This window comes from Streptomyces sp. NPDC088553 (genome assembly GCF_044752965.1).
In the GTDB taxonomy this organism is placed as follows: Bacteria; Actinomycetota; Actinomycetes; order Streptomycetales; family Streptomycetaceae; genus Streptomyces.
Window position 1 is genome coordinate 688,694 of sequence record NZ_JBIVMG010000004.1, and the last position, 11,414, is coordinate 700,107.

Below are 11,414 nucleotides of genomic sequence, written 5' to 3' on the forward strand. Positions count from 1 at the left end.
ATCGATTCCCGGTCCGGGTTTCGGAATGTGATCTCACATGGTGGATGATTCCTGCCCGACTGCCGGACGGTGCTGGAAGAGGACGGTGGGGCTCCCCGTCCTGGGATGCGGGATGACCTCGGCATCCACCCCGTAGACGGCCTCCAGGAGGGCGGGGGTGAGGACCTCGGCGGGTGTGCCGCCGGTGACGAGCCTTCCGCGCTCCAGGACGTAGATCCGGTCGCAGTACGCCCCCGCGAGGTTGAGGTCGTGCAGCGCGAGCAGGTTGGTGGTGCCCAGGGTACGGACGAGGGCGAGGACGTCGAGCTGGTGGCGGATGTCCAGGTGGTTGGTGGGTTCGTCGAGGACGAGGAGGGCCGGGTCCTGGACGAGGGCGCGGGCGACCAGGGCGCGTTGGCGTTCGCCGCCGGAGAGGGTGGGGTACGGGCGGTCGGCGAGGTCCGCGAGGCCGACGCGGGCGAGGGCGGCCTCGGCGCGCTCCCGGTCGGCACCGGTGTCGCCCTCCCAGAACCGTTTGTGCGGGGAGCGGCCGAGGGCGACGAGTTCGCCGACGGTGAGTTCGAATTCGAGGGTGCTGTCCTGGGGGACGGTGGCGACGCGGCGGGCGCGGGCCTTGGGGCCGAGGGCGTGGAGGTCGTCGCCGTCGAGGAGGGCGCGGCCCGACGTGGGGGTGAGGGTGCCGTAGACGCAGCGCAGGAGGGTGGTCTTGCCGCTGCCGTTGGGTCCGATGAGGCCGACGGTCTCGCCCGGGCGGACGGTGAGGTCGACGGAGCGGAGCCGGTTCTCGTACGAGAGGCCGTGCAGGCTCAGTTCGGTCACAACGGTGCTCCTTCCGGGCGGCGGCGCATCAGCCAGAGGAAGAACGGTCCGCCGGTGAGGGCGGTGAGGATGCCGACGGGGATGTCCTGGGGTGCGGCGACGGTCCGGGCGCCGAGGTCGGCGAGGACCAGGGCGAGCGCTCCGCCGAGCGCGGCGACCGGGAGGAGCCGGCGGTGCGGGGCGCCGACGGCGAGCCGGGCGGCGTGCGGGGCCATCAGGCCGACGAAGCCGACGGCTCCGCTGGCGGCGACCATGACGGCGGTGACGAGGGAGGCGAGGACGAAGACGGCGGCGCGGAAGCGGGCGGTGTCCAGGCCGAGAACGGTGGCGCCCTCCTCGCCGACGAGGAGCAGGTCGAGCGGGCGGGCGAGGGTGAGGAGGGCGCCGACGCCGACGACGAGGACGGCGGCGGGCAGGACCAGGGTGTCCCAGCGGGCGCTGCCGAGGCCGCCGAGGGACCAGTACATGGCCTCCTGGAACTGCTCCGGGCGTCCGGCGACGACCAGGAGCAGGGTGGCGAGGGCGGACAGGATGTAGGAGACGGCGACGCCGGCGAGGACGAGCCGGGTGCTGGTCAGGGTGCCGCCGCGGCGCGCGAGCCCGTAGACGAGGACGAGGGAGAGCAGGGCGCCCGCGAAGGCGCCGGCGGGCATGGCGAGCGTGGTGGTCACGCCTCCCACGAGGCCCGCTCCCCCGCCGGCGACCAGGACGAGGACGGCTCCGGCGGAGGCGCCGGAGGAGATCCCGAGGAGGAAGGGGTCGGCGAGCCGGTTGCGGACGAGGGCCTGGAGGACGGCGCCGACGACGGCGAGCCCGGCACCGACGACCACGCCGAGCAGGACCCGGGGCAGCCGTACGTCGAGGACGATCGTGCGGTACGGGGAGGGGTCGGCGGCGCGTCCGGTGAGGGCGTCGAGGACCTGGCCGGGCGGGATGCGGACGGAGCCGAGGGCGAGCGAGGCGGTCGCGGCGGTGGCCAGGGCGAGCAGGAGCCCGGCGACGACGACCGCGTACCGCACCGTCCCGCCCCCCGTCCGCGGGGGCGGACCCGGTCGCCCGGCGCCGGCACCCGCGGGCCGGGCGGACGGCCCGGGCCGCACGGACCCCGCGGCGCGGGTCTCCGGGCTCATCGGGTCGGGTGGAGCTGGGCCGCCAGCTTGTCGACGGCCGCGGGGACGCGGACGCCGAGAACGGTGTCGGAGAGCGGCATCACGGCGAACCGGCGGTTCTTGATCGCGGGCACGTCCTTGAGGGCCGGGTCGTCGAGGAGCCGCTTCTTCTTCTGTTCGACGGTGGTGGAGCCGTAGTCGTAGATGACGACGACCTCGGGCTTGCGGGCGACGACCTGTTCCCAGGTGGCGTCGCCGAAGGCCTTGTCGAGGTCGGCGAAGACGTTCCGGCCGCCGGCGCGGGTGATGAGCTCGTTGCCGATGCCCTTGCCGCCGGCGGTGAAGGCGGTCTTGTCGCCGCTGTCGTAGACGAAGACGGAGACGGGCGCGGTGCCCTTGAGGCGCTTCTCGGTGGCGGCGACGGTGGTCCGCGCCTCCCGGACCCACTTCCCGGCCCGGTCGGGCACGCCGAAGGTCCGGCCGATCTCGTCGACTTCGCGGTAGAGGTCGTCGACGGAGGGCGAACCGGACGGGCAGTACTCGGTGTTGAGCCGGGTGTCGATGCCCGCCCGCTTCAGGTCGTCGCGGCCGCGGCCGTCCTTGCTCGCGAACGCGGAGGAGTAACCGCCGTAGACGAAGTCGGGGTTCGCGGCGAGCAGGGCCTCCTTGGAGGGGTACTCCTTCGCGAGGACGGGGACGGAGTCGTACGCCTTCTTGTAGGCGGGGAGGATCGCGTCGTCGAGGTAGGCGGTGCCGACGAGGGACTTCTCCAGGCCGAGGGCGAGCATGACCTCGGTGACGTGCTGGTTCATGGTGACCGCGCGCTGCGGCGGGGCCTTGAAGGTGGTCGTCACACCGCAGTTGGAGACGGTGTACGGGAATCCCGGGGCGGCCTTGGCGGCGGGCGTCTCCGTCGCGGGGGCCGAGCAGGCGGCGAGCAGCGGGAGCAGGGCGGCGGCGGACAGCAGGGGCGTCAGGGGCAGCCGGGTGCGGCGGGGCCAGGACATGGCGGAAGGTGCCTCCTCCGGGGATTTCCACGTCCCCGATCGGTGGTGAGAAGGCGGCAGGTCAGTTCCTGGCTCCCGTCTCCCGGAGGAGGCGGTCACAGTGGCGGGACCGTGCCGGATTCGCACCGGCTTCCTGGGTCCTGCCGCCCGTAGGTCCCGGTCAGTGTCTCAGGCGTCGTACTCCTCGACGACCTTGACCTCTTCCTCGGTCACGACGCCCTCGACGATGGTGAAGGAGCGGAACTGGAAGGGGCCGGCGCCGTCGCTGTCCGCGGTGGAGACGAGGACGTAGTGGGCCTGGGGCTCGTTGGCGTACGAGATGTCCGTGCGGGACGGGTAGGCCTCGGTCGCGGTGTGCGAGTGGTAGACGATGACGGGCTCCTCGTCCCGGTCGTCCATCTCGCGGTAGAGCTTGAGCAGGTCCGCGGAGTCGAACTCGTAGAAGGTGGGCGAGCGGGCGGCGTTGAGCATCGGGATGAACCGCTCGGGGCGGCCGGTGCCGGCCGGGCCCGCGACGACGCCGCAGGCCTCGTCGGGGTGGTCCGCGCGGGAGTGTTCCACGATCTGGTCGTACAGGGCCCGGGTGATGGTCAGCATGCCGACAGGATAAGCCGACGGGCCGTTCCGTACCGGGGAGTGGTACGGAACGGCCCGTATGCCGAGACGATCGAGGTCAGGCCCGTTTGGGGACGGCCCGGGGCGATCGCCCGTGGGGTCCGGTCAGGACCGCTTGGCGAAGGCGGCGCCCTCGGGGTTGCGGGACTTCAGGACCAGGTAGGAGACGCCGAGGATGAGACCCCAGACGGGGGCGGCGTACAGCGAGACCCGGGCGCCCTCGTCGATGCCCATCATCACGATGACCATGCCGATGAAGAGGAGCGCGAACCAGCTGGTGTACGGGGCTCCGGGAGCCTTGAAGGTGGACTCGGGGAGCTCGCCGCGGTTGGCCTTGGCCCGGTAGCGGATCTGGCAGACGAGGATCATGATCCAGGCCCACATGCCGGAGATGGTGGCGAAGGAGACGACGTACTCGAAGGCCTTGCCCGGGGCGACGTAGTTGATCCAGACGCCGACCAGCATCAGCGAGGCCGAGAAGGTCAGGCCGAGCAGCGGGGTGCCGCTCTTGGTGAGCTTGGTGAAGACCTTCGGGCCCTGGCCGTTGAGCGCGAGGTCGCGCAGCATGCGGCCGGTGGAGTACATGCCCGAGTTGCAGGAGGACAGGGCGGCGGTCAGCACCACGAAGTTGACGATGGCGGCGCCGACGCCGAGGCCCATCTTCTCGAAGGCGGCGACGAACGGGGAGACGCCCGGCTGGAACTCGGTCCACGGGACGACCGACAGGATCATGATCAGCGCGCCGACGTAGAAGACGGCGATGCGCCACGGCACGGTGTTGATGGCCTTGGGCAGGACGGTCTTCGGGTCCTTGGACTCGCCGGCGGTGACGCCGACCAGCTCGACCGCGAGGAACGCGAACATGACGATCTGCAGGGTCATCAGCGTGTTGCCGATGCCGGTGGGGAAGAAGCCGCCCTGGTCCCACAGGTGGGTCACGGAGGCGGTGTCGCCGGCGTCGGAGAAGCCGATGGTGAGGATGCCGGCGCAGATCAGGATCATGCCGATGATGGCGGTGACCTTGACCATGGAGAACCAGAACTCCAGCTCGCCGAAGAGCTTCACGGAGATCAGGTTGGCGCCGTACAGGACGAACGTGAAGACCAGCGCGGAGATCCACTGCGGGATGTCCCACCAGTACGTCATATAGGTGGCCGCGGCGGTGACTTCGGTGATGCCGGTGACGACCCAGAAGAGCCAGTACGTCCAGCCGGTCACGAAGCCCCAGAACGGGCCGACGAACTCCCGTGCGTACTCCGCGAAGGAGCCGGACACGGGGCGGTACATGAGGAGCTCGCCGAGGGCGCGCATGATGAAGAAGATGACCAGGCCCGCGATGGCGTACGCGAGGATCAGGCTGGGCCCCGCCTTGGCGATGGCCTTGCCGGCGCCGAGGAAGAGGCCGGTGCCGATGGCACCGCCGATCGCGATCATCTGGATCTGCCGGGCGCCGAGGCCACGCTGGTAGCCCTCGCCGCCGTCCACGGCCCCGTCGGTGCCGTCGTGCTGCTTGTCGACCTGCACAGAGGTCATGGTGGTGCGCCTTTCTCCATGCTGATCCGCGCGACTGCGAGTGCGTCTGCCGCGGATCAGATCCTGATCCCCCCGGATGTGGATGGAGTGCTACCGGCGGTCAGCCGGTCAAAGCGCCCTCGGGAACAGGGGTGGCGTCCCCGAGCGGTCGTGAAGATTTATCACGGGCTGACGCGCGATCGAGGGAGTTGCGTGTGGCGCACGCCACATCAATCGGCGGGCGAAAGGGATTCAAGACGCCAAAGCGGACGCTCTGATAACGCATTCGTTATCCGGATTTGAGCGTCCGCTGAGCGAACACCCCCTCACGGAGGGGTGTCCGGAGGGGGTGGCCGTCAGGACCGTCAGGACATCAGGGTCTCGACGAGGGACTCCTGGAGCGCTCCCAGCCAGAGGTACGCCATCACCATCGGCTTGCGCGGGTCGGAGTCCGGCAGCCGGTACAGCTGCTCGCCCTCCTCGTCGGTGACCTCCAGGCGGGTGCCGATGGTCAGCCGGAGGTCGTTGAGCGCGCCGAGCCAGGCGCGGGACTCGTCCGGGGTCAGCTTCAGGACGGCGCCGCCCTCGCCCGCCGCGTCGGCGGAGAGCGCGTCGAGGGCGCGGACGACGACGAGGGCGTCCTCGCGCTTGCGGGCCCGCAGGTCGTTCTCGGTGAAGCGGCGGAAGTCGGAGGCGGCCGCGCGCAGCTCCTCGCTGTCGTCCCCGTACGCGTCGGGGAAGAGGCGCTTGAGGGCAGGGTCGGACGGCGGCTTGCTGGGGCCCTCGGCGAAGAGCGCGGCCAGCGGGTCGGCGTCCTTGGCGGGCTCGTCGCCCGGTCCGATCAGCTCCATGAGCTGGACGGCGAGGGAGCGGAGGATGGAGATCTCGACGTCGTCGAGGGCGACGGCCGCGCCGCCGCCGGGCAGGTTCTCGAAGCGGCCGGCCATCAGCCGCGGTCCTGGGTGAGGGTCGCCCAGAGGCCGTAGCCGTGCATCGCCTGCACGTCGCGCTCCATCTCCTCGCGGGTGCCGCTGGAGACCACCGCGCGGCCCTTGTGGTGCACGTCGAGCATCAGCTTGTGCGCCTTGTCCTTGGAGTAGCCGAAGTACGCCTGGAAGACGTAGGTCACGTAGCTCATCAGGTTGACCGGATCGTTGTGCACGAGGGTCACCCAGGGCACGTCGGGTTCGACGACCGCGGAGACCTCCTCGGCCGATTCCGTACGTTCGATCTCAATAGGCGCGACGCTCACTCACCCCATGCTGCCACCCCGGAGGGCCCGTCGCACAAACGGGTCACCTGCCCGTCACCCGCTCGCGCCACTATTCGTCACTCTGACGATTTCTGCGCTAGCATCGCTGACATGAACGCTGCGGACCTTGGGCTGCCGGTGGACGTGCCGTCGACCGCGCTCTTCACCGATCAGTACGAGCTGACCATGCTCCAGGCGGCCCTCCGGGGCGGCACCGCCGACCGACGCTCGGTCTTCGAGGTCTTCACCCGGCGACTGCCCGAGGGCCGGCGCTACGGCGTCCTCGCGGGCGTCGGCCGGGTCCTCGACGCCGTCGAGAACTTCCGGTTCGACCCCGCCGTCCTGGGCTTCCTGCGCGAGCGCGGCATCGTCGACGAGCCGACCCTGGAATGGCTCGCGCGCTACCGCTTCACCGGCGACATCTGGGGCTACCCCGAGGGCGAGGTGTACTTCCCCGGCTCGCCCGTGCTGCGCGTCGAGGGCTCCTTCGCCGAGTGCGTGCTCCTGGAGACGGTGATCCTCTCCATCCTCAACCACGACTCCGCCATCGCCGCCGCCGCCTCCCGCATGTCGGCCGCGGCCGGCGGGCGCCGCCTGATCGAGATGGGCGCCCGGCGCACCCACGAGCTGGCGGCCGTCGCCGCCTCCCGCGCCGCGTACGTCGGCGGCTTCGACTCCACCTCGGACCTCGCGGCCGGCTTCCGCTACGGCATCCCGACCGTCGGCACCTCCGCCCACGCCTTCACGCTCCTCCACGACAGCGAGCGGGACGCCTTCCGCGCCCAGGTCGAGACCCTCGGCCGCGGTACGACCCTGCTCGTCGACACCTACGACGTGACCGAGGCCGTGCGTACCGCCGTCGAGGTGGCGGGGCCCGAGCTCGGCGCCGTCCGGATCGACTCCGGCGACCTGCTGCTCGTCGCCCACCGGGTCCGCCAGCAGCTCGACGAGCTGGGCGCGCGGGACACGAAGATCGTCGTCACCTCGGACCTCGACGAGTACGCCATCGCCTCCCTCGCGGCGGCCCCGGTCGACGCGTACGGGGTGGGCACCCAGCTGGTCACCGGCAGCGGCCACCCGACCTGCTCCATGGTCTACAAACTGGTCGCCCGCGCCTCCTCGGCCGACCTCAAGGCCCCTCTCACCCCGGTCGCCAAGAAGTCCCTCGGCGGCAAGGCCTCCGTCGGCGGGCGCAAGTGGGCGGCGCGCCGGCCCGACGCGTACGGCGTCGCCGAGGCGGAGGTCGTGGGCACCGGCCCGGTGCCGCCGGAGCTCGCCGACCACCAGCTCCTGGTCGAGCTGGTCAAGGGCGGCGACGTGGTGGCCCGGGAACCCCTGGAGGCCGCGCGGTCCCGGCACATCGCGGCCCGCGCCGGGCTGCCGATGTCGGCGATCCAGCTCTCCCGTGGCGAGCCGGTGCTGCCGACGGAGTACCTCTAGGGGTACTTCTGGAGCAGAGGCACCCCCGGAGTCCCACGGAGACCGGACCCGCCCCCTCCCGGTGGGCGGGCCGAGTCTCTAGGCTCGGTCCCACCCCTCCCCGACGCGCTAAGGACACCCGCCATGCACCGCGCATTGATCGTTGTGGACGTTCAGAACGACTTCTGCGAGGGCGGCAGCCTCGCGGTGACCGGCGGCGCGGACGTCGCCGCCGCCATCACCGACCTGGTCGGCCAGACGGCGGGCAGCGCCTACCGGCACGTGGTCGCCACCCGCGACCACCATGTCGACCCGGGCGCGCACTTCGCGTCGGCCGGTGAGGAGCCCGACTACGTCAGCTCCTGGCCGGTGCACTGCGTGGCGGGTACGGAGGGGGTCGGGTTCCACCCGAACTTCGCGCCGGCCGTCGCCAGCGGGGCGATCGACGCCGTCTTCGACAAGGGCGCGTACGACGCGGCGTACAGCGGCTTCGAGGGACACGACGAGAACGGGCGGACGCTCGCGGAGTGGCTCCGCGAGCGGGACGTCACCGAGGTCGACGTGGTGGGCATCGCCACCGACCACTGTGTGCGGGCGACGGCCCTGGACGCGGCCCGTGAGGGCTTCCGCACCCATGTGCTGCTCGACCTGACGGCCGGCGTCGCGAAGGAGACGACGGACCGGGCCCTGGAGGAGCTGCGGACGGCGGGTGTGGAGCTGACCGGCAAGCCCGTGGTGGCCTGAGCGGTCCCGCGGGGCCCGGACGGCGGGGCGGACCTCAGGCCGCGGGTTCCCTGGGGAGGGACCGTACGGGGTGCCAGAGCTCCTGGGCGGCGCCGGGCGCGGATCTCCACAGCAGGCCGTCGGGGTGGTGGAGGACGGCCGTGATCTCGTCGGGGGTGGGCGGTTCGGTGTTGCCCCGGAGGTAGACCGCCCGCAGCCCGAGGTTCCGCAGCCGGGTCAGGGCGCGGGCACGGTTGGCGGCGTGGACCAGGAAGCGGACGCTGGCGCCGTCGCGGGCCGGGCTGGGCAGCCCTATCGCGACGACCACGCTGCCTCCCGGCAACTTGCAGAACCCTCCGTTGGGCATGCGGAACCACTCCCCCGTGGATCGACTGTCAATAAGAACATCGGTCTGAAGCGTCAGACGCACCTAAACACGATCGGCCGCCGCCCGCTAGAGGGGCGACGGCCGATCATGCTTTGACCTGCGGTTTTATCGATTACTTCGTGGACGGACCCACGCGAACCGTGATCGTCTCGCCGTTCTTCGGCTCCTTGACGACCTGGATCTTGGTGTTGGTGTCAGTTACCTGGACACCGGCGCGCGCCGTCTCCTGGAGCCAGTACGTGCCCTTGCGGTCGTCGAAGACCGGGTTGCCCGGCAGCGACGGGACGAACGCCGCGACGTCGGCCTTGTGGAGCAGGAGGCTGTCGGTCCGGTAGGTGCCGAAGGTGGAGTCGTAGGCCTGGACGCGGTTGCGCATCAGGCTGCCGTCCTTGAACTTCAGCGGGGTCGGGTGGGAGTCGACCGGAAGGATCAGACCCTGGCCCGGGTGGACCGCGGTGTTGTTGTCCTTCTGGGAGAGGTCCCACTTCCAGATGAGCAGACCGTTCTGGTACGGGTAGTGCTCGACCCAGCTCGCCTTGTCACCGGTGAACCCGAAGTTGTACGGGCCGACCTTGAGGGTGGCGTCGTACGAGACGTACTGGCGGTTCTCCGCGATGTAGTACTGCTCGTACTCCTTCGTGAAGCCCTTGCCGACCCGCGAGAAGCCCTTGGCCGCCCAGCCGTTGTCACCGTTCTCGGCGCCGTCCGCGAAGACGGTGGCACCGTCGGCGGTCAGCGTGATGGCGTCGGCCGTGAAGCCCTTGCCGCCGGCGCCGCCGTCCGTCTGGTAGCGGAAGCGGAGGTCGAACTTCTTGCCCGCGTAGGCGTCGAGGCCGTAGACGAGCTCCTTGTGCGTGCCCGAGACGTCGGTCAGCGCCGGGGCGCCGCTGGCGTCGCGCGGGAGCGGCTTGCCGTCGGCGGTGCCGTCCAGGGCCGTCCAGTTGGCGCCGCCGTCGGTCGACACCTCGGTGTAGAGGTAGTCGTAGTCGAGCTCGATGTCGTACCAGCCCTTGAGCTTCAGGGAGGCGGACGTCTTGCCCGTCAGGTCGACGGAGCGGGTCAGGGTGTTCTTGAGGTCGTCACCCATGTTGCTCCACCACTGCGTGGCACCCTCGGCGGGCGCGACGACATCGGTGGTGACGGCCTTCTTCGGCAGCTCGACGACGAGCGCCTGGGGGTTCTCGGTGTTGTACTCGGCCACGCCCAGCTTGTGGGTGGAGTTCCACTTGCGGGCCTCGTTGGCGACCTTGGTGTAGTTCAGCCAGCCGAGCTGCAGCTTGTCCCAGGCGTTCATGTCGCCGGGCAGGTCGCCGATGGCGTCCTTGCCGCGGCCGAGCCAGGAGCCGGAGGACATGAGCGACCAGAAGCCGGTCGAGTTCTCGGCGCCCTTGAGGCCGGAGGTGTCGTACAGGTCCGGCAGACCGAGGTCGTGGCCGTACTCGTGCGCGAAGACGCCGAGGCCGCCGTTCTCCGGCTGCATCGTGTAGTCGCCGACCCAGATGCCGGAGTCACCGATCTGCGTGCCGCCGGCCTTGTTGTTCGCCGGGCCGGTCTTGCCCGCGTTGGTGCCGTAGGCGTACCAACGGTGGGCCCACAGGGCGTCGCCGCCCTGGGCGCCGCCGCCCGCCGACTCGTCCTCGCCCGCGTGGACGATCTGGAAGTGGTCGATGTACCCGTCGGGCTCGTTGAAGTTGCCGTCGCCGTCGAAGTCGTACCGGTCCCACAGGTCGTACTGCGCCAGGTCGGCCTTGATCTGGGCGTCGGTACGGCCCTTGGCCTTCTGGTCCGCGGTCCACGCCGTGACACCGTCGCGGACGGCGTCCCAGACGTTGGAGCAGTTGCTGTTGCCGCAGTAGTTCGAGCCGTAACGGGCCTCGTTGTACTCGACCTTGACCCAGTCGGAGACGCCGCCGTCGACCGAGTAACGGCCGGACGAGGTCTTCTCGTAGTAGGTCTTCAGCGACTGCTTGGGCTGTCCCTTGGCGTCCTTGCCGGTGCCGAAGTACAGGTCCTGGAAGTGCTTCTGGTTGTAGTCCGCCTGCCACTCCGTGGAGTTGTCGTGCGCACGGTCAGGCTGGGCTATCTGGTTGTGCAGGGGACCGGGCGTGCCGCCGTACTTCGGCTTCGGCTCGGTCGTCTCGTCGTCGGCGCGGTCGACGAGGGTGGTGTTGTCCACCTTGTCGCCGAACTCGACGAGGATCGTGAAGATCTTGTCGGTCTTCTCACGGCCGAGCTCGACGTACTTCTTGTCGTCGAGCTTGACGACCTGGGAGCCGTTTCGGCGCTCCACCTTCGACTCGCCACTCAGCACCTGCTCCAGGGCAGCCTTGCGCTGCTGCTCCTGCTGCTCGCTGAAGGGGCCCTCGAGGTCGTGGTCGACCGCCGTCTTGTCGATCCCGGCGCCGGGCGCCGGGTCGTGACGGACATCGGCCGGCGTCACGCTGCCGTGGTTGTCGGCCCATGCGGTGGTGAAGGTCGAGGCGGTGGCGGCGGTGGCCGCGAGCGCCACAACAACTGCGGACGTTCTGATCGCCCGTCGTCTGTTGGTCACTTGATATGTCCTCCCCGGC

General features: G+C 70.5%; 11 protein-coding genes and 1 riboswitch. Of the genes, 2 read left to right on the top strand and 9 right to left on the bottom strand.

The features are described 5' to 3' along the window. Positions 1 to 33: 33 nt before the first annotated feature. From ACIP8Z_RS16160 to clpS, 7 genes are all read right to left on the bottom strand, one after another. Complete coding sequence (locus ACIP8Z_RS16160) at positions 34 to 819, bottom strand: ABC transporter ATP-binding protein (RefSeq protein WP_402083633.1); 786 nt, start codon at positions 817 to 819, stop codon at positions 34 to 36. Beyond that, the gene (locus tag ACIP8Z_RS16165; protein WP_402083635.1) at positions 816 to 1,949 is read right to left on the bottom strand and encodes a FecCD family ABC transporter permease; all 1,134 of its coding nucleotides are present in this window, start codon (positions 1,947 to 1,949) and stop codon (positions 816 to 818) included. The genes ACIP8Z_RS16160 and ACIP8Z_RS16165 overlap by 4 nt, the downstream gene beginning before the upstream one ends. Then, complete coding sequence (locus ACIP8Z_RS16170; RefSeq protein ID WP_402083638.1) at positions 1,946 to 2,935, bottom strand: ABC transporter substrate-binding protein; 990 nt, start codon at positions 2,933 to 2,935, stop codon at positions 1,946 to 1,948. The genes ACIP8Z_RS16165 and ACIP8Z_RS16170 overlap by 4 nt, the downstream gene beginning before the upstream one ends. A gap of 41 nt (positions 2,936 to 2,976) precedes the next feature. Beyond that, positions 2,977 to 3,110: riboswitch (cobalamin riboswitch) on the bottom strand. Then, on the bottom strand, positions 3,104 to 3,532 hold the full coding sequence (locus ACIP8Z_RS16175; protein ID WP_266892328.1) for a M67 family metallopeptidase: 429 nt from the start codon (positions 3,530 to 3,532) through the stop codon (positions 3,104 to 3,106). It overlaps the preceding riboswitch by 7 nt. Positions 3,533 to 3,655: 123 nt before the next feature. Further along, positions 3,656 to 5,083: an amino acid permease gene (locus tag ACIP8Z_RS16180; RefSeq protein ID WP_319309590.1), complete on the bottom strand. Its 1,428-nt coding sequence runs from the start codon at positions 5,081 to 5,083 to the stop codon at positions 3,656 to 3,658. 344 nt (positions 5,084 to 5,427) lie between these two features. Then, a complete protein-coding gene (locus ACIP8Z_RS16185; RefSeq protein WP_383867716.1) occupies positions 5,428 to 6,009 on the bottom strand; it encodes a DUF2017 domain-containing protein in 582 nt (193 codons plus the stop codon). Then, positions 6,009 to 6,314, bottom strand: coding sequence for an ATP-dependent Clp protease adapter ClpS (gene clpS, locus ACIP8Z_RS16190; RefSeq protein WP_030222252.1), 306 nt, complete (start codon positions 6,312 to 6,314; stop codon positions 6,009 to 6,011). The genes ACIP8Z_RS16185 and clpS overlap by 1 nt, the downstream gene beginning before the upstream one ends. A gap of 111 nt (positions 6,315 to 6,425) precedes the next feature. Here clpS and ACIP8Z_RS16195 point away from each other — a divergent pair, with 111 nt between their 5' ends. Next, entirely contained in the window at positions 6,426 to 7,754 is a 1,329-nt protein-coding gene (locus tag ACIP8Z_RS16195; RefSeq protein WP_402083641.1) for a nicotinate phosphoribosyltransferase, read from the top strand. Between the two features lie 123 nt (positions 7,755 to 7,877). After that, complete coding sequence (locus ACIP8Z_RS16200; protein ID WP_402083644.1) at positions 7,878 to 8,477, top strand: nicotinamidase; 600 nt, start codon at positions 7,878 to 7,880, stop codon at positions 8,475 to 8,477. A gap of 34 nt (positions 8,478 to 8,511) precedes the next feature. Here ACIP8Z_RS16200 and ACIP8Z_RS16205 read toward each other — a convergent pair whose 3' ends face one another. Together ACIP8Z_RS16205 and ACIP8Z_RS16210 are read right to left on the bottom strand one after the other, a co-directional pair. Then, on the bottom strand, positions 8,512 to 8,823 hold the full coding sequence (locus ACIP8Z_RS16205) for a hypothetical protein (protein WP_209495058.1): 312 nt from the start codon (positions 8,821 to 8,823) through the stop codon (positions 8,512 to 8,514). Between the two features lie 133 nt (positions 8,824 to 8,956). Next, the gene (locus ACIP8Z_RS16210; protein ID WP_402083647.1) at positions 8,957 to 11,395 is read right to left on the bottom strand and encodes an immune inhibitor A domain-containing protein; all 2,439 of its coding nucleotides are present in this window, start codon (positions 11,393 to 11,395) and stop codon (positions 8,957 to 8,959) included. Positions 11,396 to 11,414: the final 19 nt, after the last annotated feature.